The organism is Candidatus Enterococcus courvalinii, assembly GCF_017315945.1.
Taxonomy (GTDB): Bacteria; Bacillota; Bacilli; order Lactobacillales; family Enterococcaceae; genus Enterococcus_B; species Enterococcus_B courvalinii.
Map to the genome: position 1 here is coordinate 1 of NZ_JAFLWI010000016.1, position 26,468 is coordinate 26,468.

Sequence of the window (26,468 nt, forward strand, 5' to 3'; positions counted from 1 at the left end):
GTTATTTGTCAAGAACTTTTTTGAAGTTTTTCTTGATAAGATCAAGCTTCATGAGTAGTTCTTTTTAAACGACTTAGTTATCTTATCATGTGACAACTCACAAGTCAACAACTATTTTTCATGTTATTTACGAAAGTTTCATGAATGTTACTTTCGCAACAACGGGAATAAATATATCATGTAATTTTTTACCTGTCAATAAGTATCAATATATTTTTTTAACCAATGATAAAGATCTTGATATACCACCTCTTGATTGATTTCATTAAGTAATTCGTGGCGTGCTTCCTCATATAGTAAAAGCGTTAATTGACTAGTAGTATATTCTCTCATTGCTTGAACGAAGGTTCGAACACCCCGGCCATTCGCACCTACTGGATCTTTCGCTCCCGAAACAACTAGCATTGGAAGTGAATCTGGAATTTGCTTTACTTCATCAAGACTACAAGCTTGTCGAACTAACCGGAATAATTCTTTATATGAAGCAGCTGTAAAAATAAATTGTGTTCTTGGGTCCAACAGATACTTATCCACCTCTGTTTGATTACGCGTAAGCCAATCTTTTGAAGTTCTTGCTGGTTCAAATTGTCGATTAAAACCGCCAAATGCTAATTGATCTAGAAATTTTGAACGATATTTCGCTCCATGAACAGAAACGATTGTAGAAGCGATTGCTTCAGCAGCTCTCATTTCTTTAGGATTGTGCCATCCCGTTCCCATAATAATTACACCAGAAAAATCTGTCTCAAACTGCGCCAAATAATTTCTTACTAAAAAAGAACCCATACTATGCCCCAAGATAAAATGCGGAAGTGCTGGATATTGTTCCTTGATTTTTTCGTTCACTGTATGAATATCTGAAAGTAAAAACTCTGAACCATTTTTATCTGCAAAATGACCAAAATATTCCTTAGATTGGATAGAATGTCCGTGTCCTAAATGATCATGTCCCATCACAATGATTCCTTTTTGATTGAGATAGTCAGCAAATAAATCATACCGCTCGATAAACTCAACCATCCCATGGACAATCTGCACGGTTGCCACCGGCTGTTGTTGAGGATACCAGCAACTTACTTCCACCATCGTCTTTTCGTCAGCAGATAGAAACTGTACTTGTCTTTTCATATAAAGAGTTCCTCACTTTTGTTTTATTCTATATGATGTTAATTATCGTTCATCGCAATCATCATAGTTAACTAATCAACAGTTAACTATAATGATTCCTTAAAGCGATTGCAAGTATCGTTCTTTACTTCTATACATTATTTTTAAAATGTTAGAAACAATAAAAAAGCAGAGACGGTTACACTCTGCTCTTTACTCAATCTTATTCATGAACGACTAGTTGCTCTAACAATTGTTCATCATATCCAATAAATAAAACATCATCAATAATAATCAATGGACGTCTCAAGATTTCTGCATGTTCTCTACAAAGTGACATTAGCTGAGAATCTTGTAAATTTGATAAATCCACTTGCATTTTAAGAAATGCTTCAGACCAAGTAGCAAATAGCTGTGTTGCTTGAACTTCTTTAAAGCTACATAGCTCTTTAGCATCTTGTACGCTTAATGTTGTTTTTTCTAAGTCAATGAATTGATAAGCTAAATGATGATTTTCTAACCACTTTTTAGCTTTCAAACAAGTTAAACAATCTTTCGATCCAAATACTTTTATTTTCACAGGACCTCCCTCTTTCTTTTAGTTGGCTATGAGTTTACCGTGCCATAGTTTTGCAAATAAATCAGGTTTCGTTCAACACAGCGGATTTCTCTAGGAACGAATGAGCGAATTTCATCCTCATTAAAACCGATCAGAATTCTCTTTTCATCAATTAGAATAGGACGACGAATCAGCGAAGGATACTCTTTAAACAATACAATCATTTGCTTGAGTGTCAGTTCATTGAAATCCAAACACAATTTTTCATAAATTTTTGACCGAGTGGAAATAATATCCTCAACCCCGCCTTCAGTTGCTGCTAGAATTTCTTTGATTTCTTCTTCAAGTAACGGATCGACAAAAATGTTTTTTTCTTCAAAATCAAGTTGATTCGTTTGTAACCATGCTCTAGCTTTACGACAAGAAGTACAACTAGGTGAGGTATATACTTTTATCATTTTCTCACTCCTCTTTAATTATAATCCCATTTTAACTGAATTATTAAAAAAAGACCAATCATTCGCTAGCCAAACTAAAAAAACTATGACACAAGTATCAGTTGTGTCATAGTTTTTTTAGTTATTTTCTTAGTTGAATACCAGATTCTTTAATAAAACGAGAAGGCTTTAACTGCCTAGTTCCTTTCAATTGCGGCACACACAAATACAGCCGATTTCGAGCCCGAGTCATCGCTACATAAAATAATCGACGTTCTTCCTCAATCGTCGTCACAGGCTCCACTTTGATCTCCTCTGATGAAACGGCTCCTTTTTCTGCTGCACCATTATGTGGCAGTGCGCCTTCATTACAACCAATCAAGAAAACATTTCTATAACTCAACCCTTTACTTTTATGGATACTCTGAATACACAACGCATCTAACTTTCCTTGTCGGTAGGCAATCAAACGGGTTTTTAATTGTTTTGCTTGAGATTGAATCGATTTTTCTAAGTCAATTAATTGCGGTAAAGTTGGTTGTTTTTTGATTTCTTCTAGTAACCAATCACGCTCTCCTTGCTCGAGTTCTTTTTTTACTCGTGGAAGATTGATAAATAGTTGCCAAAACAGGTACATGTTTTTTCTTGGTCGCTGAGTGAAATCTTGCAATTCTTTTACTAATTGTTGAAGTTCCTTTTGCCGTGATTTTAAAGAGGATTTTGCTTGAACAATGTACGTAATGAGATCATTATCTGAGTGTTTTTGAGAGAAGAAGCGGTCGCATTCTGATTTTTTTAAATAGCAACTAATCATGATTTGTCTCAAAATTTGCTGGTAGTTTTGTTCTCTTTTCGGACTGGTTGTTGCTCTTTGCCAGTCAAGAAGTCTTCTATATAATTGTTGAAAGTTTCGTACACCAAAAATCCCTTCATATGGTGCATCTGCCTCAAGAACAAATGGAATGTCTGTTTGTAAAAGATTTTGTACTAATTTTTGTGTTTGCGAAAGCGAACGGTACAAAATAATAGACTCTTTGTATTTGCCTTTTTGTCTGATAAACGTTTGAACTTGACGAATCACCCATTGACTTTCTGCTTGTGGATCCTTAAAAGAAACGGCCTCCATAACACCCTCTTCTTTTTGTGCAGGAATCATAGCTTTTGGAATGCGATCGCCCTTATTGTAACTAATCAACCGGTTTGCTCCTTGAACAATCGCGGCACGAGAACGATAATTTGTTAATAAAAAGAGTGTTTCAGTCGGATATTCTTGTTCAAACTCCTTGATGTAGGCTGGCTCTGATCCACGGAACCCATAAATACTTTGATCGTCATCGCCAACTACAACAAGCTTGATGTTTGTTCCTTTAGTAATCAATTTTACGACCGCCCATTGCAGAGGATTTGTATCTTGAAACTCGTCAATAAATAAAAAGTCATACTTCTTACCAACGAACTGTCGAACATTTTCATTAACTAAGGCTTCTTTTAAGTTTTGCAAAATATCATTAAAGTCAGCTAGATGTTGCTGCTGTTTTAACTCTTTCAACTCCCTCATCAACAGACCAATACGCTCAGAAAGTGGTTGATTTGTATTCTTTTCTGTTCCATCAAACTTTTCCTTTACCAAATGGATAATTTCTTCTACAGAAAGATTCATATTCTGCCAATAATCCAAGCGTGCCGACAAATTTTTCTCACCATATTGGTCAAAAGAATAAAGATTATATTTACGAATCAGGTGTTGTAGAATTGCTCCAATTTTTTGACTAGAATCTTTGGAAAAATCTCCATGGATACCTTGCATTGCAATGTCTGGAAATTCCTTACAAATTTCATTGTAAAGACGAAAGAAAATACTATGGAATGTTCCGATATGTACCGCTGTTTTATGTTGACTAAAATTATCCACTCTTTTTTTCAATTCATTCGCTGCATTTCGAGTAAATGTAATCATCAAAATTCGTTGTTCAGCAACTTGTTTTTGAGTCATCAAATAGACTGCTTTTGCACAAATCGTTTGCGTCTTGCCACTACCAGCACCAGCAATAATACGAAGATTTTTTTTCATATCGTACGTGATTGCAGCTTTTTGCTCTAGGTTAAACTGATTATAAGATCGTTTTTCCATCATTTTAAAAAACGAATCATTCACTATATCAGCTGGCTGTTCTTCTTCAATCAATCCAGGTGCTTCCCCGTAAGCAGCCTCATAACTAGCAATTATCTCTTCTTGTAGTCGAAAGATTTGTTGAAGTTTATGATATCTGCTCTTCCAAGATTTCAGCTCATCTTTTAACCGTAACATTTCTTTTTCATTTAGCTGAGTAATCAGTGCCACCAACTTTCTTTTTCAAAATTTTCTTATTTATCTTGCCATTCTTGTTTTCTTTATACTACCAGACCTTTATTGAAAATGAAACGCCGTTATTCAATCACTTTGTTTCAGAAAATTTATCATTTTTTTCGGAAAATTATGCTAAGATAGAGGCAGTTAAATTAAGTAAAATAATAATTGAAGGTGGAGAAATCATGCGTACTTCGTTTCACGAGGATCGTACTATCGGACTGTTACTAACTTTTATTGGTGGTGCAATGGATAGTTATACTTATATTCATTATGATGCTTTTGCTTCTGCGCAAACTGGTAATATTATTCTTGCAATTATTCAAGCCTTCGACGGGGAATGGATTAGTTTTGGAAAAAAGGTGTTATCAACGCTTTTCTTTTTCATAGGTATTTTATTAACTAAGTTTTTGATTGATTATTTTCAAAAACGTGAAAAACATTTTTGGCGGTTATTTGTTCTTTATTATGAAGCACTGATTTTTTTCATCGTTAGCTTAAAAATAGTCAATATCCATCCCTCACTTGTAACAATTTTAATTGCCTTTACAGCTGCAATCCAATGGGTGTCATTCGACAAAATCAATGGACGTGCCTATACGAATCTTTTTACAACCGGAAATTTAAAGGGTGTGGCAACCAACCTTTATGATTTTTTGATTTCGAAAGAAAAATCTGATTTTGATCAATTTTTTCACTTTCTCACAGTTGTATTAGCTTTCATTTTAGGAGCAGTCGTTTCCGTTTTTTGTTATCATCTATTCGGTGCACAAGCTATTTTATTAGTGTCATTTCTCTTTTTGGTAATGGCCCTCAGCCAAACATTTCAACTTTGGCGCTTTTTCAGAACCAATCAATACCCACTTTAAACGATTTGAATATAGGGATTAATTCAAAAAGGCACAACAAAGTAGAAACATCTTTGTCGTGCCTTTTTCTTATTTATTTTTCTTAAGAAAAAATTCCTTTTGCTTCTGGAACTAAAGTTGTATACCGAATTTTTTTGTTCGTTGCTATCTTGCTCATCTCTTTAGCTTGGGCTTTAATCGACTGAACAATTTGTTCACCACATTCCGGTTCTGCTACAAAATCATAACGATCTCCATCTATCACTAGTTTGGGACAGACATCAAACGCATCAAACCATTCTTCATAACGGCGATTTAATTCTTGATAATAAGAAAACAACTCAGGGTTTTGCTCAATTTGCTCATATTCTCGTCCACGCTTTTTGATGCGCTCTAACATTGTTTCAAAAGAAACCCGAATATAAACTAATAAATCCGGCTTTTTTTGGGGCGCAATATCTTCTAATTCATTCAGCATCGTTTCAAGTAATCCTTGATATTGCTCAACTTCTACTTTTGATACCCTTCCTAAATCTGCATTCAAATGAAAAAGCAAACTGTCTTCGTAGATAGAGCGATCCAATACATTATCGTCATGACCAAACGCATCTTTGATTGCTAAAAATCGTTTATTTAAAAAGAAAATTTGTAATAAAAAAGTATACTTTTCTGGATTTGAGTAGAACAAAGGCAAGACCTCGTTATCCTCAACATTTTCATAAAATGGCTTAGTATCTAAATTTTGTGCTAACATTTCAGTTAGTGTACTTTTTCCAGCTCCGATAGTTCCCGCAACAATAATCACAATTATCGGCATCCTTCCTTTTATAAATTCTGCTCCCTATTTTACCACAAAAAAAGACCAAACTTTTCACTAGCTAATAACAATTTTTCTGCTATTTTTTGAAAAGTTAGTCTTTTTAATTACAAAATTGAACTATTTGAAAACAACTAGTTCCTGTTTACTTAGTTATTTTCAATTAAAGCGTTCGATTTGCGAACAATCAGCTGCCATTGTAGATTATCGGCTGTTTCTGTTTCATCTGTCGCACATTTCATTACGCGAATCATTACACTATTTTCATATATTTTTTCGATTTTCCCTTTGACTGGTGATTCAAACAAATCCGAATGAAATTCGTAAGTTTCGCCTACTTCAAATAATTGTTCATTTTCCATAAGAATACCTCCATCACCTTTTATCAGGTTAGTACTTTTTTAACATAGAAATAAAAAATTAGTTCACACGCTCAAAAAAAGCCTTTCTAACATCAAAACTGTGAAATTTTTTCACAAAATTCACAAGAATCGTCCATTTTGCCTAACAATTAAGTGAAATCCCACAGTTATGAGCTGAAACACATATTTTATGAGTGAACCGTTTTTGTTCTCTTTTTTTTATTACACTTTTAACTAAGAGTTTTTAGCTATTTTGTATAACGTGGGGAAAATCTTTGATTAGCAATGATTCTTAAAAATTTAGATGCACGTCTTCTCGCGCTAAACATTAAACTCCAATGGCAAGTTAACGCTCAGATTTTTAACTAATCAAAATATGAACATAACGAAAAATACAGATCATTTACTGAAACATGTTTGATACATAGCCAATTTATTTTAAGTAAAGGAGTATTGATATGATCCCAATTTACATTTGCGAGAAAAATCCACGGCAATTAGAAATTATCACAACTGTCATAAAAAATCAGATCACTCTTGAAGATCTCAATAGTTACGTTGCTGTTTCTTCAACTGATCCAATTGAACTTCTTGAAATTGCCCGTCATCGAACTACTGATTTTGGTATTTATTTTTTGGATACAGAGATTCAAAATCATGAATTGACTGGTATTGCGCTTGGGAAAGACATTCGTCGGATGGACCCGTTAGGTAAAATCATTTATGTGACAGCTAATCCTGACTTCTCTTTAGAAATTCTAAAAAATCGTATTGAACCAACCGATTATATTTCGAAGGAAGATGTCTTTGAGTTAAAAGATCGTTTAGAACATATCTTAAGTAAGATCTTTCTTAACTTTCATAATTCTCAACCTCAAAAGGATATCTTTAAGCTAGAATTCAACGGAGAAATCAAGTTTCTTCCACTAAATGAAATTCAATATTTTTCTACGTCAGCAATTACACCTCATAAACTTGAAGTACACATGACACATGCCCATCTACAGTTTTATGATAAAATCAAAGACATTGAGAAAAGAAACAGTTATTTTATTCGTTGCCACAAGTCGTATGTTATTAATAAACTCAATATTCGGACTATTGATAAGAAAAAAAGAGAAGTCACTTTAGCAAACGGTGAAACAGTCCCCATCTCGATTCGTGGTTTAAAAAAAATCATCTCATAACAAACTTACTCCTCAACTTGTCAGCTTCTTGCTAATTAGTTGAGGAGTTTTTCAAAAAATAAGATTTCTTCCGCATTTAGTTTGTTTCATTTTCTTTTTCGTTTAACTTCTGACTATAATAAAAACAAAAGAGAGAAAAGGAGGAAAAAAATTGAACAAAAAATCGAACTCTCGACTGATTCAATTTTTAGGGGGAAAAACTTCGTATTACGTACTAGGTTTATTAGTCATGCTTGCCTTAGTCATTTACGTGTTTTGGCAAGTTGCCTTTATCTTTAAACCCTTAGGAGTTATTTTTGCAGCATCATTACCACCTGTACTATTTGCACTTATTTTATATTATTTACTAGATCCACTCATTCGGCGTCTAAGTAAACGAATGTCACGTAACATTGCCGTCATTTTGGTATATGTCTTGATTTTTGCTGTAATTGGTTTAGGGAGCGTCTGGTTTGCACCTTTCTTGCAACAGCAAGCAACCGAATTATTTAATAGCTTACCGAACTTATTCAATGATTTTCAAGAAGGCGTTAGAAATATTTTAGAACACACACCTTTTGCCGATAAGTTCAATGAATTCTTCTCTTCCATTGATAATTTTACAGATCAAGCAACATCTTTCATCGGTAATTACTGGGAAAGTGGGGCACAAAGTATCAGTAATCTGTTTTCTGCCGTAACAACTACTTTTATTACTCTATTTACTGGTCCTATTGTTGCCTTTTTCTTACTTCAAAATCCACATGGGTTCTACCAATCAGTCTTAAAAATCGTACCCCCAGCATTTCGTAAGGATTTCCAAGAATTGACTAAAATTGCTAACCAACAATTGGGTGCATTTTTGAAAGGACAAATTATTTCTTCGTTTATTTTAGGAGCCATTTACTGGGTCACATTTTTACTCATTGGTATTGATTTTGCTAGTATCCTAGCTATCGCCGCTGGTGTGCTATGTATCATTCCTTATATTGGGCCATTCATTGCCTTCTTTCCTGGACTTTTTATCGCCTTCCAAGATTCAACATTTATGGTCGTAAAATTTGTCCTTGTTTGGTTCATTGTCCAGTTGCTCCATGGTGATTTAGTCATTCCGCGTGTGATTGGGAACCGACTACAAGTTCATCCTATAACGATTTTGATTGTGCTGCTTGTTATGGGTGACTTACTTGGAATCATGGGCGTGATCTTTGGTATACCAATTTATACTTTACTAAAATTACTGGTTGTCTTTGCTTTTAGAAAATTCAAGCAACGTTACAATAAGTATTACGGTGATAAAGGAGAATACGAAGAAGCAGATTTTTCAGAAGACGATTACTTTGATTGATGTTTATCTGACAATAAAAAAAAGAATTCCTACTCAATTATTCGCTGAGTAGGAATTGTTTTTTATTTCACAAGTAATGCAATCGCTTGGTATGGTTTTAGCGTCAATTCTTTACTTATCACTGTATCAGAATAGTTATCAATCAGTCTTTTGCCTTCAACAAATTCTTCTGGAAGATCAATTTTAGTTGTCTTTTCATAAAAATTTGTTAGAACGAGTAATTTTTCATCTCTATAAGATCGTAAGAAGGCATACACTTGTGGATGTTCTGGTGCATAGGCTTGATAATCACCTTCAGAAATCACCAGATGGGTTTTGCGTAGCTGAATTAAACGCTGATAATAGGCAAAAATTGATTGTTCTTTCTCATTTTTTGCTGCCTCCACGTTGATTTCAGGATAACTGGCGCTCACTTTCAACCATGGTGTTCCTTCAGTAAAACCAGCATGTTTTTCGTTAGTCCACTGCATCGGTGTTCGTGAATTATCACGAGATTTAGCTTGGATTCTACGAAAGGCTTCTTGCTCTGATAGACCTTTTTCTACTAACATTTGATAAGCATTTTTACTTTCAATATCGACATAATCATTCATAGATGTAAACGCCGGGTCAATCATCCCGATTTCTTCCCCCATATAAATATAGGGTGTGCCCCGATTCAGATGAATCAAAGTCGCTAACATTTCTGCCCCTTGTTTTCGATAATTTTCTACTGAAACAAAACGGTTCAAAGCTCGTGGTTGATCGTGGTTATTTAAAAACCAAGCATTCCAACCATTACCTTTACTCATTTCTTCTCCCCACGTATGGAACAAACGTTTTAATTCTTCAAAATCAAAAGCTGGAGTTGTCCACTTATCTCCATTTTCATAATCAACTTTCAAATGATGAAAGTTGAAAGTCATTGTCAGTTCATGGCGGTTGGGTTCAGTGTATAAAATACAATTTTCAACAGTAGTTGCACTCATTTCGCCAACTGTGATAATCTCTGGATCACGTCCAAAAGTTTCTTGATTCAACCATTTTAAATAATCATGAGTGATTGGCTTATCCGTATACTCAGGTTTCCCATCATCCACTGGATTATCTTTCAACACTTCATCTTTCCCAATAACATTGATGACATCAAAACGAAATCCTTTCACACCTTTTTCCATCCAGAAACGCACAACTTTAAACAGTTCTTCGCGAACTACTGGATTACGCCAATTCAAATCCGCTTGTGTAATATCGTATAGATGCAAATAATATTTTCCTGTTTCTCCAAAGGGTGCCCATGCATTTCCACCAAATTTTGAAACCCAATCAGTTGGTTCATCACGTATATAGAAAAAATCTTGATAGTATTTATCACCTGCTAGTGCTTTTTGAAACCATTCATGTTCAATCGATACATGATTCAAAACCATATCAAGCATAAATTCGATTTGATACTCTTTTCCTTCTTTGATTAATGCTTCAAACTCTTCCATCGTCCCAAACAATGGATCAATCGCTAAATAATCTGAAATATCATAACCATTATCTTTTTGTGGACTAGGATAAACCGGATTTAACCAAACCATATCTATACCTAACTCACGTAAATAAGGTAATTTCTCTCGGATCCCATTCAAGTCGCCAATTCCATCATGATCTGTATCATTAAATGATTTTGGATAAATTTGATAAATGACTTTTTCTTTAAATGACATATACTCTCCTCCATTAAATTAGTCGCCCTCGAACTTATATATACAAGTTGCTCAAAAATTATTATAACTGAAAAGGAAGCGTTTGTAAAACTTACTCGACTACGCTCGATCAGATAACCGATTCTTTTTAGTTCCAAAATTTTTCTTTTTTTTAAATCATTCTTAGTTTCCTCTTATCAAATGATTTCGTTTACTTCTTTAACATTTCATGGGAAAATAACCACAAGATTTAGTTAGGAGTATAAAAAGTTATGGTGAAAAAAAAAGTAACGATTAAAGATGTCGCACATCGATCCAGTGTCTCGATTGCCACTGTTTCGCAAATCCTAAATGGGAACCAAGATAAATTTAGTTCAAAGACAGTCGAAAAAGTCCTAGCTGCCAAAAATGAACTTGGTTATCAAGCCGATTATTTTGCGCGTCAAATGATTACGAAAGAGACAAAAACGATTGGCGTACTTGTTCCTGATATTACGAACCCTTTTTTCAATCTACTCATGCGAGGGATCGAAGAAATTTTGTATCAACAGCATTTCGTGACCATTCTTTGTAATGCCGACTCTAATCAGCAAAAGGAAGTCCAGTACCTTTCAGAACTAACTCGCCGTGGCGTAGATGGTTTTATCATTGCTTCTTCTGCCATCTCTACTCAGGCAATCAAGGAGGACTTACAACAACAGAGTCGCCCATTTATCGTCTTGGATCAAAAAAAAGCAGAAGATTTTAGCGACTCCGTGCGCACGGATGATTTTCGCGGAGGCTACTTAGCTGGCACGCACCTGTTCTCTTTAGGACATCGACAAGTTGCCCTCGTTTACCCAGAGAATCCACCAGCAAATGTCCAAGAACGTATCGAAGGTTTTAAATCAGCAGCAGATGCTTATCAAATTGACTACAGTCAACTGCTTCTCATTCCAACAGCTTTTTCAAAACAAGGTGGCTACCAAACAACCCACGAAATTGTTGGCTCTAAAACAACCGCCATTTTTGCATTGAACGATGAATTAGCATTTGGCTTGTACCGTGGACTAGAGGAGTTAGACAAAAAAATACCTGAGGACTATAGCATTATTGGTTATGATAATGTAGATATGTCTGAGTATGTAAAACCTAAACTTACAACGATTGCACAGCCAATCTTCGAACTAGGTCAAGAAGCAGCGAAACTTTTATTAGAACGTATTCAGCATCCTGAAAAAACGCCGGAAGAAAAACTGCTTCCAGTTCACTTAGAAAAAAGATTTTCAACAGCACCCTTGAAATAGCTTTCAAGGTGTGCTATATTTTAGCCAAGTTATTAAAACGTTTTAATAAAACGTTTTAATTCATTTTCTTGCAAGGAAAAATTTCATCAACTTTTTGGAGGTTCGAAAAATGAACACGGTTACAGTTATCGGCAGTATCAATATGGATACAACTTTACGTTTAAAAAAAATGCCTAAGCCAGGCGAAACTATGCACACAAGCAACATCTTCCATTCAGGCGGAGGAAAAGGTGCCAATCAGGCCGTTGCTGCAAAGCGTTCTGGTGCAAACACGGCTTTTATCGGTGCAGTTGGCGCTGACAGCGAAGGCGCTACTTTACTTGAGTTATTGGCAAAGGAACAAATCAACATCTCAGGTATCTCTACAATCGCTGACACCGCAACTGGTCAAGCAATGATCATGGTTGATGATGCTGGCGAAAATAGTATTTTGATCCATGCTGGTGCAAATAATGCTTTTCATGAAGCAGAAGTTCAGCAACAAAAAGCGTTGATTGAAAAGAGCGACTTCCTAATTGCACAATTTGAAAGTAGTTTAGATGCGACGTTGGCTGCATTTAAACTTGCTAAAAAAGCTGGGAAAAAAACAATCTTAAATCCTGCACCCGCTCTTGAAACAATTCCAGCAGAGCTACTGGCACAAACTGATGTCATTATTCCAAATGAAACTGAAACTGAAATTATTACTGGGATTGAAGTGATAGATGAAGCAAGTTTATTGCAAGCTGCAACTGCTTTTCACCAACTTGGAATTGAGACAGTGATTATTACTTTAGGAAGTAAAGGTGCCTTCTATCATACTGCGACTGAACATGGTATCGTCCCTGCTTTCAAAGTAAACGCAGTTGATACTACCGCTGCAGGTGATACGTTCATTGGTGCTTTAAGTAGTCAATTGGATCCAGATTTTAACAATTTACCAGAAGCCATTCGTTATGGAAACCTTGCTTCTTCTGTTGCTGTCCAAAGTTATGGTGCTCAACCATCAATTCCTTATCGTACAGACTTAACATTTGAATAACAGACCACAAACATTTAATGAAAAAGGATGGATCTTGATATGAAAAAAAGTAAAGTTATTAATTCAGATATTTCTAGAGTTATTTCACAAATGGGACACTTTGACAAATTAAGTATTGGTGACGCTGGTATGCCTGTACCTTTTGGAACTGAAAAAATTGATCTTGCTGTCACAAATGGCGTACCCAGCTTTATGACTGTCTTAGAAAATGTCCTAGAAGAACTAGAAGTTCAATCAATTGAACTAGCAGAAGAAATAAAGACAATGAATCCTGATGTACTAGAGCAAATCAAACAATTGATGCCTGAAACGCCTATCGCATTTATTCCTCACGAGGAAATGAAACAAGACCTAACTCATTGCCATGCTTTTATCCGCACTGGTGAAATGACGCCTTATGCAAATATTATTTTGGTGAGTGGAGTGGTTTTCTAATGGAAAAAATCATTCAACCAGAACAACTTTTATTGTCGGAACAAGTTCAACTTTTGCTTACTCAGTTAGGCGGGAAAAATAATATTGAATCCATCACACCTTGCGCCACTCGATTACGCATTCAACTAAAGAAACAACCAACAGCGGAATCGAAAGAAATTATTCAACAAATTCCCGATGTAAAATATTTCATTCTTTTAGATAAGTATGCAGAAGTCATTATGGAACAAGGTTTAAATGAAACATATGAAGCCTTAAGCCAACAACTGGATCAATCAGCAACCAAGGAAAAATTGAATCCCATCGAAAAATTATTTGGCTTGATTTCTGAGATTTTTACGCCAATCATCCCACTTTTTGCTGGTTCAGGAATTTTAAAAGGATTAGTCGTGTTAGCAACGACGCTTGGTTGGTTAAGTGAAACTAGCGGAACTTACCATATCTTAGCCGCTGCTTCCAACGCTGTCTTTTATTTCTTACCTATTTTCCTAGCCTTTTCTGCAGCCAAGACATTTAAAGTCAATGGCTATATTGCTGGTGTCATTGCAGCTGCTTTGATTGAGCCAAATTTGACCAGTCTTTTGACTAACGGAGGGAAAGCTTCGACTGATTTTCTAGGTATCCCCGTGGTACTAATGCAATATACTTCCACGGTGATGCCAGCTATTTTAGGAATTTTCTTTTACTCTTTTGTTGAAAAATTTCTAAAAAAATATATTCGTGAAAGTATGCAATTAGTTTTTGTTCCCTTGTTGTCATTAGTGATTACAGTGCCATTGACCTTGATGGTATTTGGTCCTGCAGGTGTGTACTTGGGTGAAGGATTAGCCGCTGTTATCACTTGGATGATGGATATTAATGGACCAATTAGTGGCGCAATCATTGCTGGTGGTTGGAATATCTTAGTGATTTTTGGTATCCAATGGGCTGTCAATCCAGTCATGATTAGCAACATCTCAAGTTTTGGCTTTGATCGCATCGTTCCATTAACTGGGGCAGCAAACTTTGGGATGGCTGGAGCAGCTTTGGGTGTATTTCTAAAAAGTAAACAGTCAAGAACACGCTCAATATCTGGCTCGGCATTTGCTTCCATTTTATTAGCTGGCGTCACCGAACCAACTGTTTATGGCATTGCCATTCCTTTGAAGAAACCTTTTGTAGCTGCTTGTATCGGTGCTGCAGCTGGTGGCGCAGTCATGGGATTTGCAAAAGTAAAAGCAATTGCTTTTGTTTTTGGTAGCTTGACCACCCTTCCCGCATTTATTTCAAGTACTTTTTGGTGGTACGTCATCGGTCTTGCTGTCAGCCTGGTAGTTGCAATGATTACCACTTTAGTTAGCGGGTTCGATGAAACTTTGATGCCTCAAGAATAACTTTCTCCTCCAAACAATGAGTTTTCTCACTGTTTGGAGTTTTTTTATTTTTTACGTCCCTTTATTTCACTAATTTTTTGTCGAAATGTTCATCTTCTGGTACAATTGGATAGAGTATGCGTATCTTATTTTGAACCACACCTTTTCCCCAACAAAGTAAGAACGATACCCAAAAATTTAAGCCAGACAACTTTTACTCGTAACTATGCCAGCTACTCTGTCAGAAAAGTTGGTTCTTTCATTGAAAATGAAGAGTCACTTTACCAGTTAAAGAGTATTTTATGAACTACTTGGATATGAGCAAAAAAAAACGAAAAGGACTAGATGACTATGAAGAATAACAAGGCAATTCGCCTGTTAGCGGCTACGTGGCTCATTGCTCCGACTGTCTTATCTACTCAGTCCGTTTTTGCAACAGAAGAACAGCCAGTTGCAACGACCGAAAGTTCAGTCGTAGCCTCAGAACAACCTGAGACTAGCACGTCAGACGCGACAACTTCTACTGATTCTTCCTCTCAGCCGGAGAGCGAAACACCAGCAGAAGCTACTTACACAGCAACAATTAATCCCGCATTGATTGGTAAGATCACTATCACAACAATGGATGGGCAACCTTTATCAATTAATGAAGGTGGTGTCTTAACTGGGTTAACAGAAGGGACACAACTGAACTACACGATTACACCAAGTGCTGGAGAACAACTTGCATCTGTTCAAATTGATGGTGTTCAAACAGTTGATTACACAAATCAAACATTTGTTGTTGGCACAGCCAACTTAGTAATCAATGCAACCTTTGAAGCTATTCCTGAGTCTTCAACAGAAGACCCAACAGAGCCTTCGACTGATCCAAGTGAAGGTACAGGGAATACTTCAGATAGCACTACTGAAAACACTTCGGACAGCTCAACAACTCCTACAGAAGAAAGTACCACTCCTGATTCAAGCACTACAGAAAGCAGTAGTACAACAGACTCTTCTGATAAAGGGAATACATCAAATCCAAGCAATAATAAACCATCAAAGCCTGCTGGATCAACGAATAGTTCACAAAAGGGTTCCTCTAAACCAAACACTGGGAACAGCTCTTCAACGAACAATCAGCGGCCTTCAACAAACGTAACAAAACCAAAGACAGAAAGTCCTTCTGCTTCAACTTCTGACTTTGTTACAAAAACACCAACGGATGCCGTTTTACCAGCGAATACTACAAGTGTTCAACAGGCCATCGTCAAAGAAGCATACAAATATCTTGGAAGTCCTTATGTTTGGGGAGCAAAAGGTGCTTCAACTTTTGATTGTTCTGGACTAGCTTATTATGTATACATGCAAGCCACTGGTCATTATATTGGTGGCTGGACAGGTGAACAACAATACGCTGGTACTCAAATTCCAGTTAGCCAAGCACAACCAGGTGATTTGTTATTCTGGGGACCATCTTCTGGTGTGACACATCACGTAGCAATCTACATTGGTAATGGGCAATACATTCATGCTCCTCAACCGGGTGATCATGTTCGTATCACTTCCATTGCTGATTACACGCCTGACTTTGCTGTTCGGGTGAACTTAGCTGGTTTGCCAGTAGCCTCTGGTTCATTAGCTAATTCTATTGGTTCCTCTGCTTTAGATAATCTAGGTGATTTTTCATTTTCTAAAAATCAATCAACCGATGATTTTTTAAAGGAAATTGCTGATTTTGCTCAAGAGATTGGACAAAAAGAAGGAATCTATGCTTCAGTAATGATGGCACAAGCCATTTTAGAAAGTGGTTCAGGAAATAGCTTATTATCTAGCGAACCAAATTATAATCTTTTTGGAATCAAAGGTGATTTTGAAGGTTCAAGTGTTTCCTTTAATACACTTGAGCAAGACGAAGCTGGTCAAAGCTACCAAATCAAAGCCCAGTTCCGCAAATACCCTTCTTACAAAGAAAGCTTGGAAGACTATGCTGATTTAATCAAAAATGGTTTATCTGGAAATAAGGATTTCTATAAACCAATTTGGAAATCTGAAGCTAAATCTTACGAGGATGCTACAAAATATCTTGAAGGTCGCTATGCAACAGATAAACAATATTCGAAAAAATTAAATGCGATCATCAAAGCATATGATTTAACAAAATATGATGAAGCTAAAGAAGAACCAATTAAAACACAAACAAAATCAACCAAACAACTTCTGACTGTACCAACTGTTTGGAAAAAGAATCATTTAACGTTTAGTGACGTATTAGATCTACCTATCGTCAAATCTAACATCAATTCGCCAGCTTTCCTTTCTGAATTGAAAGTCGCAAATGTTTGGGAATTATGGTATCACTTTACTGTGAACCAGATTCCAGAAACACAAACGTTAACAGTTCGATCAAATGAATTACCAATGGTTAGTTTTTTAAGTTTAAACAAATCATTTTGGTTAGACTTTCCACTTTTTAAATAAAGTAAAAGAGCTTCAGACAAATTTTGTCTGAAGCTCTTTTTTATATCTTCTTTCACTTATTTGATTTTCTGTGCGCCATCCCCAATATGAGCAACATAGAAATCAGGCGCATAACCAATTTTTTCTAGATAAGTTTCTTTAACGTTATCTTCAAATACTGGAATCGCCTCTTCTTTCACTAAAGCAATCGCACATCCACCAAATCCTGCCCCTGTCATCCTGGCACCCAATACTCCTGTTTGTGCTTGCGCTGCTTGAACTAAAGTATCCAACTCAATGCCGGTCACTTCATAGTCGTGCTGCAACGAATCATGAGAGGCATTCAATAGTTGGCCAAATAAAACTAAATCACCTGCTACTAAAGCATCTTTTGCTTTCAATGTCCGCTGATTTTCTGTCACTGCGTGTTTTGCACGCTTTGTTAAAATAGCATCTTCAATAACTTCGCTGTAACGTTGGAATGTCTCTTCATCTAATTCTCCTAATGATTGGATATCGACAACTTTTTGTAGACGTTTCAATGCTTCCTCACACTCACCACGACGTTCATTATATTTGGAGTCTGCTAGTTCGCGACGTTTATTCGTATTCATGATGACAATTGCGTAGTCTCCTAGTTCAGTCGGTACCATTTCATAAACTAATGTATTTGTATCTAATAAAATAGCTTGTTCTTTTTGGCCAAAACCAATTGCAAATTGATCCATGATTCCTGAATTAACTCCAATAAATTCATTTTCAACTTTTTGACCGATTTTAACTAATTCCAAACGACTAATTGGTAAATCATACAATTCCTCCAACATGACGCCTACTAGTAGTTCTAATGAAGCACTACTTGATAAACCAGCACCATTAGGGATCGTTCCTTCAATCACAAGTTCAAATCCGTGAGTAATCGGATAGCCTGCTTCTTGGACTTTTAAAATGAACCCTTTTACATAGTTTGCCCAATTATCTTCTTTTGTATAGTTTAAGTTATCCAAAGAAAAAGTAATCACGCCAACTTCTTCAAAATTTAGGGAATAAACTTTTACTTGATTGTCTTCTCGTGGCGCAGCTACACCATAAGTTCCATACGTAATGGATGCTGGAAACACATGTCCACCATTATAATCTGTATGTTCTCCAATCAAATTGATCCGACCTGGAGCAAAGAATGAACTGGTTGCTTTTTCTCCAAATAATTTATGAAATACTGCTGTTACTTCAGCTATTTTTTCCATCTGTATCCCTCATTCATCTATTTTTTTATTTGATATTCCGTCACAAATACACGTGCCTGATTAGGTACAAGCGTAATATCGCCAAAGCTTTCGAATCGTTCTGATCCAGGAGCTTCTTGCGTTTCAAAAGTGATTCCACCATGGTTCACTAATTTATCTCCGCGCATAACTGGTGCATCATCGCCAAAATTAGCAGTAAACAAAACGATACTTCCTGCATTGGTCGCTATTTGAATCGCGACCTTTTTATCAGGACTAGTTAATTTTGCTACTCGATTCATTTGCCCCGTTTTCTGTAAGAAAAATGGATGATCCATTCCACCAACCATTTTGGCTTGAGGAAAGTCACTAATAAAAACATCTGAAAGTGCTTTTGGCGTTGTAAAATCAAATGCTGTCCCTTTAACTGGTGCTACTTCTCCTTTTGGAATCAAATCTTTTTGTAAAGGAGCAAAAAAACGACTTGCTAACCACAATTCGTGCTGATCGATTGGTTCCGTTACATCCCCAGTTAGATTAAAGTACACATGATTGGTTGGGTTAAATAAAGTCAATTGATCGCTAATCCCACGAATACTTATCCGCCAAACGTCATCATTTGTCAAAGTATAGCGTGCTTCTATGTCTAAATTACCAGGAAAACCATTTTCTTGATCAGGACTTGTTAAATAAAAAATAACAGAAATTTCATTTTCACCTTTAATAATCGTATACGGCCAATTTTTCGTTTCAAAGCTAGGATCTCCGCCGTGTAAACAATGGCCTGTTTCTTCACTGATTTTCGCCTGATACTCTTGATTGTTTAGATAAAATTTTCCTTTAGCAATTCGACCAGCTGTTCGACCGATTGTTGCACCGATATATGCGTCTTTCGTAAGATATTCTTCTGCGTGATCAAATCCTAGAATCAATTCCCGTTTTGTTCCATCAATTAACGTCTGTAAATGAACGATTCGTGCGCCAAAATCCGTAACGGCCAATTCTGTTTTTTGATCATTGATCAATGTGATCAGGTGAGAATCATTTCCAAATTCTTGTTCTTTGACTTGCATACTGTCGCCCTCTTTCCATTCCATAGTTGATTACTTCATGTTTATTATAGCAAGTAATCGCTTTCTTTTTATTGCTATCATGTGATACAAATTTAACTTTTTGTTGCATTTTTTTTTGAGAAAGCGTACCTTGAAGAAAAGGAGCTGAGCAGATGGAACAAACTGTATTTTTACGAAAAGAACATCATTTTTTATCAAGTGAACTTTACTTTAACTTTTGCGGATTTTCTAAAACAATGCCTTTCCACTCTTTTGGCCCAGCTATCCGGCAACACTTTGTCCTCCACATCATCTTGGAGGGTGAAGGCGTATATTCGGTCAACCAGCAACGATATCATTTAAAAAAGGGAGATTTATTTCTTATTCGCCCTGGCGATCAAACTTTTTATCGTTCCGATGTGACCAATCCTTGGGTCTACGCCTGGCTTTCCTTTGGTGGAAAAGAAGCTGAGGAATTAATTAAACACTCACCTTTTAAAGAAGATGAGTATACTTTTCGTTCAAATCAGTTAGTTGACTATAGTCAGTTGATTTTAACTTGTTTTGATTATGCGCCAGATACACTGCTGAACGAAATCAAATTGAATGAGTTATTGTATCGTTTTTTTGAAAAATTGCTAGTGGATGGTGGAAAGAATCACTTAAGTACACCTCAAAACATCTCGCGTTTGACGATTGAAGCCATCGAATATATCCAAGCTCATGCAACAGAGGAACTCACTATTCAAGAAATTGCTGACGCATTATCTGTCAATCGCAGTCACCTCTCTCGCACCTTCCATGAAAATATCGGCGTAAGTGTCAAGGAATGGTTACTGGGTATCAGAATCAATCGAGCTGCTTTTTTATTGCTGATGTCAGATGATTCAGTTGAAAATATTGCTTTTCAGTCAGGCTTTCATAGCTTAGTTGTCTTTAGTCGGACTTTTAAAAAGAAGACTGGCGAAACACCAACAGCTTATCGAAAACGAGCTAGCCAAAAAAAACATAACAATCTTTCTTTAGAGTCCGTTATGGAGTTATTAGAACATCAAGCAATCGTGGGCCGAGCCACTTAAGTTTCGTACTAAAAATCAGACGCAAAAGAACCCTCAAAAATGAAATGGCTAGTATACTTTGATTTTTACTTGCACAATACCAAAAAGAAAGAGGCTGGGATCATGAACCTTCCCAACCTCTTTCTTTTTGAGTTTCGATTAAAGAAACGGTAAAACAAAACTTGTCAATTTGAAAACATTCCAACGTTCAGACGGAAATTCAGAACTTTAGTCTGTTTTTTGACATTAACATTCTTCTGCTTCAACCACTTCTAACTCATTTATTTATACTTGTTTCTTTAAAACGATTCCTGTATACAACCATGTCGTTATTACATAATAAATGAAGTATAAGACAAAGAAAATTGTAAATGGAATCCATAAGTTATCATAAGGGTCACTCATCAATAACTTGAACATTTGTAAGCCGAACAAGACATGAACAACACCTAAAATACCAGGTGCTAAGAACAAGACACCAATTTCTCTACGAATCGATTGTTTTAATAAACCTTGGCGTGTTCCAATCTTTTGTAGCATTTCATAACGCACTTGGTCACTCTTACTTCCTGAAAGGATCTTGAACATCAAGCAACTTGCTAACATCGTCAAGAAGGCTAAACCTAAAAAGAATCCCATGAATTCAAATCCAGAAAATGCACCATTGAATGTGTTGTACACATCTGCTTTTTGAGTAAAGCTATAATTCACATCTTGAAGTGCTGGATTGTTTGTTTTATTTGTTGCCACCAATTTTTCAATGTTACTTAATTGTTTTTCAAAGTCAGTTACTTGAACTAATTGTAGCGACGTTTCTGGCAAATTCAATTGAGCAAATTCTGCTTGCGAAATTAATTTGATTTCTTTTGGTTGTTGTTCAGGCAACTCGTAATCTCTTAAGCTATCTTGAAACTTCAGTTCGTTTGCTAATTGTTCGGCAGTGATTTCTTTATCTTTCGGTTCAACTGCTCGATCTGTACTTGTTTCTTTAATCAAAAACGGTGTTTGTTCAAACTCTTCCGTCACATAATACATCGTTTGCTCATCTTCTTTTTGTGTGTAAGAAGCATTTAATTTTGGTGCTAATTTCGTTACCTCTTGTTGGTCAACTTTTTGTGCATTGTTCAACACAAGATCATAAACAGTAAAGCTATTTGTTACTTTTGAAATTTCATTTCTAAATCCTAATCCGACAGTCAGAGCCCCTAGTGCTAGAGCAAATAGCATTGCTACCATTGAAAGCATTTGTGTATACTCACGAATACGGAAACTTAGTTGTGAAAAAGTAAAATTGTTTAATTTTCTTAACGCGATACTATCTGCCTTTTTCAATAGTGATAAACAGAAGATGATCACGGAATGGAAGATGAAGTATGTTCCCAAAACGATGGTAACTAATGCTACTCCAATTCCAAGTAACTGGAATTTCACTAAGTTTTGCATCATGTAATAGCCACATGTCAAGCAGGCAATTCCCAATACTACTTCAAGAAAGAAGAGAAATTTGTGTTGTTTCATTTGTGTAGGTGTTTGATCTGCACGAATCAAAGTTAAAATTGGTTTTTTTACGATTGAAAAAGCATTAACAATAGCTGCTAATAAAAATAAAATAGAGAAAAACGCAATTGTAATCAATAATCCATGTATACTAAATGGTGAAAAATTTGAAATTTGAACATTCAATTGTTGAACTAATAGGTGATTGACCACACTCGTTAAACCAATGCCGACAACTGAGCCAACCAATGTTGCTAAAATCCCCACAATAAACGTTTCTGAAAAAATCATTTGTGCGATTTTTCGTCCTTTCGCACCTAGCATCATAAACATCGCATAATCTTTTTGACGCATCGTCATTAAAAATGAATTGGCATAAAGAATATACACGAAGGTGATGAGTCCTAACAAGACAGACCCTAAGCGAAAAATGATTACCGTTGATGCAATCGTCGAATTACTTTTCAGAAAAGCTTCATTACTTGCCATCGACTCAAACATATAAAAAATTGCTGACGCCATGACTAATCCTGAAAACAAGACTAGATAGTCACGCAAGCGGCTTTTGATTCCAGTAAGTGATAGTTTCCAAAGCATATTTTTCTCCCCCTTACTGTTCCAAATTTCCTAGAATAGTTAAAATTTGACGATAGAATGATTCACGACTTTGATCGCCTCGTTTAACTTCTTGATGGATTCCGCCATCTTTGATAAATAAGATTCGTTGGCAATAACTTGCTGAAAAAGGATCATGTGTTACTAATAAAATAGAAACGTTATCTTTTTGGTTCAATTCATCCATCGTGTCCAATAGATCGCGCGCACTCTTAGAGTCAAGTGCTCCAGTTGGTTCGTCACCTAGTAAAATCGTTGGTTGAGTAATCAATGCTCTAGCAGCTGCGACACGTTGCTTTTGTCCACCAGAAATAGCTGAAGGATAGCTGTCTAAAATATGACTAATTGATAAACGTTCTGCAATTTGCTTGACTCTTTGTTTGATTTCTTTTGGACGAACCCCTTGTAAAGATAATGGTACGGCGATATTTTCTTGCGCTGTTAAGTTTTCCAATAAATTGAAGTCTTGGAAAATGAACCCAATTTCTTTCGCACGGAAATCTGCCAGTTGGTTTCCTTTTAAAGCTGTTACATCTTTTTGATTGATCCGAATACGACCATCTGTTGGTTTATCTAAGGTAGATAAAATATTCAACAAAGTTGATTTACCAGAACCGGATGCCCCCATGATTCCAATAAATTCACCTTTTTCCACTGAAAATGAAATGCCATCTAAAGCTATCGTTTTCTTTTCATTATTTTTACCATACACTTTTGTTACGTCTTGGATTTCAACAATTTTTTCCATTTTTTACGCCTACCCTTTAGTTAATTTTTCTTGTGCAGCTTTAGGTATTGCTGATTTTTCAACTTCTTCATAACCAGTTACACCTTTATTTTTATTCCAGACTACTTTGAGATACGCATTTTTTCGTAATGGGCGTGCTTGCATCCCTTGAAATTCTAGCTCTTTTTCAGCGCCTTCTTTATTAAATCCAGATAAATTATATTGGTAAGTAATCACATCTTGATTTTGATCATCTTTTTGAACGAGTTTTTCACCGTTTGTTGTGATTTGTACATAGTAATCATCTCCGCCCATAATAACAGCATCTGCTATTTTTAAACCAGCGACTCCGATACCCACGACAACCAATAATCCAATCAGAAATTTTTTCATGGTCTATACCTCTCTTTTAACTTGATGAACTTAGTATAGAAAAAAAAGAACGAACATGCCTTAGATTCTTCTGTCAGTCATCTTTCAATATTGTTAGCTCTTATCCAAGAATAGGGTGCAACCTGATAGTGGACTTATTCAATGAAAAAAGAGTGAAGCAAACTTGCTTCACCCCTTTATTTTTACTTTCAATCGTGATTTATTTTCGATCAGTTAAATCTCCCGTGTTAATCACCGGCTGCGTTCCCTTATCTGTAATAATCGATACTAATAAGTTGTTGATTAGTTGAACTTTTCGATCATCTGTAAAGTTGATTTCTTGACCCGATTCAATCTGTTCCAGCGCCATTTGTGTCATTGTGACCGCGCCTTCAACGATTGTCTGACGTGCAGAGAGAATTGCCTTTGCCTGCTGTCTTTGCAACATGGCACTCGCAATTTCAGTTGCGTAAGCCAAATGATTCAATCGTGCCTCGATGACTTCAACTCCCGCAACAGCCAGTCGTTCTTGAAGCTCTGTTGCTAATTTATCCGAAACCTCGGTCGTATTTCCGCGTAAAGTAATATCAGTGTCATTGAAAGTATCATAAGGATATTGACTTGCAATGTGACGAACAGCAGTCTCACTTTGGATTTCTACAAAGTCTTGATAATAAGCAACATCGAACAATGCTTTCGCCGTATCCACCACTCTGAAAACAACAACAGCAGAAATTTCAATAGGATTCCCATCTAAATCGTTTACTTTTAGAACAGAACTATTGAAATTTCGAACTTTAAGTGACACGTTGATTTTATTAGTTAACGGAACGGTTAAAAAAAAGCCATTTTCTTTGATTGTTCCTAAATAGTTACCAAAAAACAAAATAGCTTTTGATTGATTTGGACTGACCACTGTTGCTGAGCTAACTAATAAACAAGCAACTCCCCACAAAACGATGCTTAGAATGATGAATGTTGGGCTAGTTGCTACTGTGCCAAAATAAAACAAGATGGCACCTGCGATTGCTAAAACAACGACGCCAACTAATCCAATATACCCATTGATATAGAGCGCTTTTTTCTCATTCATTTTCAATATCTTTCCTCCTCTTACACAATAGCCTCAACTTTCTTTCCTGACTACTCAGTTATTCTCAGTCTTGCTAAAGCACCTTCTAATTCTAAATCTTTATCTTCGCTAATGTACCATCCAGTTGAGTGCGTTCCCCCCGCAGCTTTTGGTAAATACTCTAATCGGGTTCTGACCCAGTGTTTTTGTTCTGTAAAGTAATCTTCAACTAAAATTTCCAAATCCATTCCCGCATTGAGAATGATATTTTTTCGGACAGACTTAAAAATAAAACGTTCTTTACTTGGATCATATTGTAAAACACCCGTGTCCATGATTGGCAAAGAGTAATAATCCATCTCCTTTTTTACTTTCATTAAATGGCGAAACATTTCATTATGTACTTGTTCTAACTGACGTCCTTCTGAATTTTTGGGATACTCAATCGTTACTTTTTCATTATCATCATCATAATATAATTCGTTCAATGACTTTAATTGCGCATGTAGCTCAAGCATTTTTTCTCGTAGTTGTTCTCGCTGAACATCTTCTGTTTTCATTTTCCCCACCCTAATTCTTTTACTAAGTTTCAACTTCTCATTTGTCTATACCTATCTTACTATAAGAAAACAACTTAAGCGAAACAAAAAATGATATTGAAACAAAAAAATGTCTCAATATCATTTTTACGAAATTTTATTCAGTTTCATCTTCCATATGGTTGTCCATGTGATCCATCTGTTGCTCCATATGATCACTCATGTCTTCCATCATGTCTTCCATATCGTCGTCCATTTGCTCACTCATCGAATGTTCTTGCTCATCGTCCATCCATTCAATAAAGGTATCCTTTCCTTCAACAGTCAATCCTTTTTTCGTATTTCCTTTTTCAAAGGATAAACCTGCTTGTACTTCATTGTTCATTTGGAAAGTCGAATCTCCTGTCAATGTTAGTTGATAGCCAGGAACATCTAAATCTGTCAACTGAACAGAACCATTTTTAGCAACAATCGTGCTTGACTCTGTTAACGCACTATCATAAAAATAAAAATTACTTCCCTCACCAGTAAAGTTTCCTTTTTTCGTCTTCAAACGACTAAAATCAAGTGAACCAAATTGATCTTTGGCTGTCACTGAGTCCGTCGTTAAGCCAATAAAACTCAACCAACTATTTGCATAAGCGTCAACAGTTAGATTTTTTGTTGCAATATCTGTCATCGTTAGTCGACTATTGCTGCTTTCAATCGTAACATCACTGAGAGACATTTCTTTTGGTACTGTAATCGTTACCTGTGGCTGATTTTCTTCCAAACTAAGCTGAATTGGATGTTCCGGCTGACCTTGCGCTTGAATAGCTAATGTTTGATTCTTTAAATCAATTTTTGGTGCATCTGACTTTTCATAACGAGTCGTGACTTCAAAATCAATTCCTTGTCTGATTTTGATTTCTTGGTTTTCTGCCTGAATCACTAATTTTTTGATCTCGTTTGCTTTAAATTTTTCTGTATGCTCTTGCATTTCTAATAACTTAGGACCGTTTTCCCAAACGATTGTCTTTTGTGCGCCTGCCGTGTATGTTCCTGCTGCCAAAATTCCGCCAAAAATCATCAAGCTACTACCAATCAATAAAAATTGTTTTAGTTTCATTT

Annotated in this window: 24 protein-coding genes; 9 read left to right on the forward strand and 15 right to left on the reverse strand. The window is 36.0% G+C overall.

What is annotated here, in order from left to right; genetic code table 11:
• Window positions 1-195 precede the first annotated feature (195 nt).
• The 4 genes from JZO71_RS09725 to JZO71_RS09740 all read right to left on the reverse strand — a co-directional run bounded on the left by JZO71_RS09725 (window position 196) and on the right by JZO71_RS09740 (window position 4,411).
• A complete protein-coding gene (locus JZO71_RS09725) occupies window positions 196-1,128 on the reverse strand; it encodes an alpha/beta fold hydrolase (protein ID WP_206899302.1) in 933 nt (310 codons plus the stop codon).
• Window positions 1,129-1,330: 202 nt separating this feature from the next.
• Window positions 1,331-1,687: a Spx/MgsR family RNA polymerase-binding regulatory protein gene (locus JZO71_RS09730; RefSeq protein ID WP_206899303.1), complete on the reverse strand. Its 357-nt coding sequence runs from the start codon at window positions 1,685-1,687 to the stop codon at window positions 1,331-1,333.
• Window positions 1,688-1,713: 26 nt separating this feature from the next.
• Window positions 1,714-2,124, reverse strand: coding sequence for a transcriptional regulator Spx (spx, locus tag JZO71_RS09735; RefSeq protein WP_206899304.1), 411 nt, complete (start codon window positions 2,122-2,124; stop codon window positions 1,714-1,716).
• A gap of 121 nt (window positions 2,125-2,245) precedes the next feature.
• A complete protein-coding gene (locus JZO71_RS09740) occupies window positions 2,246-4,411 on the reverse strand; it encodes an ATP-dependent helicase (RefSeq protein WP_206899531.1) in 2,166 nt (721 codons plus the stop codon).
• Window positions 4,412-4,635: 224 nt separating this feature from the next.
• On the opposite strand from JZO71_RS09740, the gene JZO71_RS09745 reads away from it, so the two are divergent.
• Window positions 4,636-5,319, forward strand: a complete 684-nt coding sequence (locus JZO71_RS09745; RefSeq protein WP_206899305.1) for a YoaK family protein — start codon at window positions 4,636-4,638, stop codon at window positions 5,317-5,319.
• An 82-nt stretch (window positions 5,320-5,401) separates the two neighbouring features.
• Here JZO71_RS09745 and JZO71_RS09750 read toward each other — a convergent pair whose 3' ends face one another.
• Window positions 5,402-6,115, reverse strand: coding sequence for a deoxynucleoside kinase (locus JZO71_RS09750; RefSeq protein ID WP_206899306.1), 714 nt, complete (start codon window positions 6,113-6,115; stop codon window positions 5,402-5,404).
• Between the two features lie 149 nt (window positions 6,116-6,264).
• Entirely contained in the window at window positions 6,265-6,477 is a 213-nt protein-coding gene (locus JZO71_RS09755; protein WP_206899307.1) for a hypothetical protein, read from the reverse strand.
• A 458-nt stretch (window positions 6,478-6,935) separates the two neighbouring features.
• On the opposite strand from JZO71_RS09755, the gene JZO71_RS09760 reads away from it, so the two are divergent.
• Complete coding sequence (locus JZO71_RS09760) at window positions 6,936-7,664, forward strand: LytR/AlgR family response regulator transcription factor (RefSeq protein WP_206899308.1); 729 nt, start codon at window positions 6,936-6,938, stop codon at window positions 7,662-7,664.
• Between the two features lie 118 nt (window positions 7,665-7,782).
• The gene (locus JZO71_RS09765; RefSeq protein ID WP_347401346.1) at window positions 7,783-8,991 is read left to right on the forward strand and encodes an AI-2E family transporter; all 1,209 of its coding nucleotides are present in this window, start codon (window positions 7,783-7,785) and stop codon (window positions 8,989-8,991) included.
• A gap of 62 nt (window positions 8,992-9,053) precedes the next feature.
• Here JZO71_RS09765 and treC read toward each other — a convergent pair whose 3' ends face one another.
• On the reverse strand, window positions 9,054-10,685 hold the full coding sequence (gene treC, locus JZO71_RS09770; RefSeq protein WP_206899309.1) for an alpha,alpha-phosphotrehalase: 1,632 nt from the start codon (window positions 10,683-10,685) through the stop codon (window positions 9,054-9,056).
• A 251-nt stretch (window positions 10,686-10,936) separates the two neighbouring features.
• Between treC and rbsR the strand changes: the two genes are divergently transcribed.
• The 5 genes from rbsR (at window position 10,937) to JZO71_RS09795 (ending at window position 17,221) form a co-directional block, all read left to right on the forward strand.
• Complete coding sequence (rbsR, locus tag JZO71_RS09775) at window positions 10,937-11,950, forward strand: ribose utilization transcriptional repressor RbsR (RefSeq protein WP_206899310.1); 1,014 nt, start codon at window positions 10,937-10,939, stop codon at window positions 11,948-11,950.
• A 109-nt stretch (window positions 11,951-12,059) separates the two neighbouring features.
• Window positions 12,060-12,971: a ribokinase gene (rbsK, locus tag JZO71_RS09780; protein WP_206899311.1), complete on the forward strand. Its 912-nt coding sequence runs from the start codon at window positions 12,060-12,062 to the stop codon at window positions 12,969-12,971.
• Window positions 12,972-13,010: 39 nt separating this feature from the next.
• Window positions 13,011-13,406, forward strand: a complete 396-nt coding sequence (rbsD, locus tag JZO71_RS09785) for a D-ribose pyranase (RefSeq protein ID WP_206899312.1) — start codon at window positions 13,011-13,013, stop codon at window positions 13,404-13,406.
• Complete coding sequence (locus JZO71_RS09790) at window positions 13,406-14,779, forward strand: PTS transporter subunit EIIC (RefSeq protein ID WP_206899313.1); 1,374 nt, start codon at window positions 13,406-13,408, stop codon at window positions 14,777-14,779. Before rbsD ends, JZO71_RS09790 begins: the two co-directional genes overlap by 1 nt.
• Window positions 14,780-15,109: 330 nt before the next feature.
• On the forward strand, window positions 15,110-17,221 hold the full coding sequence (locus JZO71_RS09795) for a glucosaminidase domain-containing protein (protein WP_206899314.1): 2,112 nt from the start codon (window positions 15,110-15,112) through the stop codon (window positions 17,219-17,221).
• A 56-nt stretch (window positions 17,222-17,277) separates the two neighbouring features.
• Here JZO71_RS09795 and JZO71_RS09800 read toward each other — a convergent pair whose 3' ends face one another.
• Entirely contained in the window at window positions 17,278-18,447 is a 1,170-nt protein-coding gene (locus JZO71_RS09800) for a galactokinase (protein WP_206899315.1), read from the reverse strand.
• Window positions 18,448-18,464: 17 nt separating this feature from the next.
• On the reverse strand, window positions 18,465-19,499 hold the full coding sequence (locus JZO71_RS09805) for an aldose epimerase family protein (protein WP_206899535.1): 1,035 nt from the start codon (window positions 19,497-19,499) through the stop codon (window positions 18,465-18,467).
• 152 nt (window positions 19,500-19,651) lie between these two features.
• On the opposite strand from JZO71_RS09805, the gene JZO71_RS09810 reads away from it, so the two are divergent.
• Window positions 19,652-20,557: an AraC family transcriptional regulator gene (locus tag JZO71_RS09810; RefSeq protein ID WP_206899316.1), complete on the forward strand. Its 906-nt coding sequence runs from the start codon at window positions 19,652-19,654 to the stop codon at window positions 20,555-20,557.
• A gap of 264 nt (window positions 20,558-20,821) precedes the next feature.
• Here JZO71_RS09810 and JZO71_RS09815 read toward each other — a convergent pair whose 3' ends face one another.
• From JZO71_RS09815 to JZO71_RS09840, 6 genes are all read right to left on the reverse strand, one after another.
• The gene (locus JZO71_RS09815; RefSeq protein WP_206899317.1) at window positions 20,822-22,630 is read right to left on the reverse strand and encodes an ABC transporter permease; all 1,809 of its coding nucleotides are present in this window, start codon (window positions 22,628-22,630) and stop codon (window positions 20,822-20,824) included.
• A 13-nt stretch (window positions 22,631-22,643) separates the two neighbouring features.
• The gene (locus tag JZO71_RS09820) at window positions 22,644-23,396 is read right to left on the reverse strand and encodes an ABC transporter ATP-binding protein (protein WP_206899318.1); all 753 of its coding nucleotides are present in this window, start codon (window positions 23,394-23,396) and stop codon (window positions 22,644-22,646) included.
• 9 nt (window positions 23,397-23,405) lie between these two features.
• A complete protein-coding gene (locus JZO71_RS09825) occupies window positions 23,406-23,768 on the reverse strand; it encodes a YxeA family protein (RefSeq protein ID WP_206899319.1) in 363 nt (120 codons plus the stop codon).
• A gap of 199 nt (window positions 23,769-23,967) precedes the next feature.
• On the reverse strand, window positions 23,968-24,840 hold the full coding sequence (locus JZO71_RS09830; RefSeq protein ID WP_206899320.1) for an SPFH domain-containing protein: 873 nt from the start codon (window positions 24,838-24,840) through the stop codon (window positions 23,968-23,970).
• A 50-nt stretch (window positions 24,841-24,890) separates the two neighbouring features.
• Window positions 24,891-25,379, reverse strand: a complete 489-nt coding sequence (locus tag JZO71_RS09835) for a DUF5348 domain-containing protein (protein WP_206899321.1) — start codon at window positions 25,377-25,379, stop codon at window positions 24,891-24,893.
• 136 nt (window positions 25,380-25,515) lie between these two features.
• The gene (locus JZO71_RS09840) at window positions 25,516-26,466 is read right to left on the reverse strand and encodes a DUF4097 family beta strand repeat-containing protein (protein ID WP_206899322.1); all 951 of its coding nucleotides are present in this window, start codon (window positions 26,464-26,466) and stop codon (window positions 25,516-25,518) included.
• Between the last annotated feature and the right edge of the window lie 2 nt (window positions 26,467-26,468).

What these genes read in the sequence shown, in the direction of transcription:
- JZO71_RS09725 (WP_206899302.1), bottom strand. Translation starts at nt 1,128, where the DNA reads ATGAAAAGACAAGTACAGTTTCTATCTGCTGACGAAAAGACGATGGTG.
- spx (WP_206899304.1), bottom strand. Translation starts at nt 2,124, where the DNA reads ATGATAAAAGTATATACCTCACCTAGTTGTACTTCTTGTCGTAAAGCT.
- JZO71_RS09740 (WP_206899531.1), bottom strand. Translation starts at nt 4,411, where the DNA reads ATGTTACGGTTAAAAGATGAGCTGAAATCTTGGAAGAGCAGATATCAT.
- JZO71_RS09745 (WP_206899305.1), top strand. Translation starts at nt 4,636, where the DNA reads ATGCGTACTTCGTTTCACGAGGATCGTACTATCGGACTGTTACTAACT.
- JZO71_RS09750 (WP_206899306.1), bottom strand. Translation starts at nt 6,115, where the DNA reads ATGCCGATAATTGTGATTATTGTTGCGGGAACTATCGGAGCTGGAAAA.
- JZO71_RS09755 (WP_206899307.1), bottom strand. Translation starts at nt 6,477, where the DNA reads ATGGAAAATGAACAATTATTTGAAGTAGGCGAAACTTACGAATTTCAT.
- JZO71_RS09760 (WP_206899308.1), top strand. Translation starts at nt 6,936, where the DNA reads ATGATCCCAATTTACATTTGCGAGAAAAATCCACGGCAATTAGAAATT.
- treC (WP_206899309.1), bottom strand. Translation starts at nt 10,685, where the DNA reads ATGTCATTTAAAGAAAAAGTCATTTATCAAATTTATCCAAAATCATTT.
- rbsR (WP_206899310.1), top strand. Translation starts at nt 10,937, where the DNA reads ATGGTGAAAAAAAAAGTAACGATTAAAGATGTCGCACATCGATCCAGT.
- rbsK (WP_206899311.1), top strand. Translation starts at nt 12,060, where the DNA reads ATGAACACGGTTACAGTTATCGGCAGTATCAATATGGATACAACTTTA.
- rbsD (WP_206899312.1), top strand. Translation starts at nt 13,011, where the DNA reads ATGAAAAAAAGTAAAGTTATTAATTCAGATATTTCTAGAGTTATTTCA.
- JZO71_RS09790 (WP_206899313.1), top strand. Translation starts at nt 13,406, where the DNA reads ATGGAAAAAATCATTCAACCAGAACAACTTTTATTGTCGGAACAAGTT.
- JZO71_RS09795 (WP_206899314.1), top strand. Translation starts at nt 15,110, where the DNA reads ATGAAGAATAACAAGGCAATTCGCCTGTTAGCGGCTACGTGGCTCATT.
- JZO71_RS09800 (WP_206899315.1), bottom strand. Translation starts at nt 18,447, where the DNA reads ATGGAAAAAATAGCTGAAGTAACAGCAGTATTTCATAAATTATTTGGA.
- JZO71_RS09805 (WP_206899535.1), bottom strand. Translation starts at nt 19,499, where the DNA reads ATGCAAGTCAAAGAACAAGAATTTGGAAATGATTCTCACCTGATCACA.
- JZO71_RS09810 (WP_206899316.1), top strand. Translation starts at nt 19,652, where the DNA reads ATGGAACAAACTGTATTTTTACGAAAAGAACATCATTTTTTATCAAGT.
- JZO71_RS09815 (WP_206899317.1), bottom strand. Translation starts at nt 22,630, where the DNA reads ATGCTTTGGAAACTATCACTTACTGGAATCAAAAGCCGCTTGCGTGAC.
- JZO71_RS09820 (WP_206899318.1), bottom strand. Translation starts at nt 23,396, where the DNA reads ATGGAAAAAATTGTTGAAATCCAAGACGTAACAAAAGTGTATGGTAAA.
- JZO71_RS09825 (WP_206899319.1), bottom strand. Translation starts at nt 23,768, where the DNA reads ATGAAAAAATTTCTGATTGGATTATTGGTTGTCGTGGGTATCGGAGTC.
- JZO71_RS09830 (WP_206899320.1), bottom strand. Translation starts at nt 24,840, where the DNA reads ATGAATGAGAAAAAAGCGCTCTATATCAATGGGTATATTGGATTAGTT.
- JZO71_RS09835 (WP_206899321.1), bottom strand. Translation starts at nt 25,379, where the DNA reads ATGAAAACAGAAGATGTTCAGCGAGAACAACTACGAGAAAAAATGCTT.
- JZO71_RS09840 (WP_206899322.1), bottom strand. Translation starts at nt 26,466, where the DNA reads ATGAAACTAAAACAATTTTTATTGATTGGTAGTAGCTTGATGATTTTT.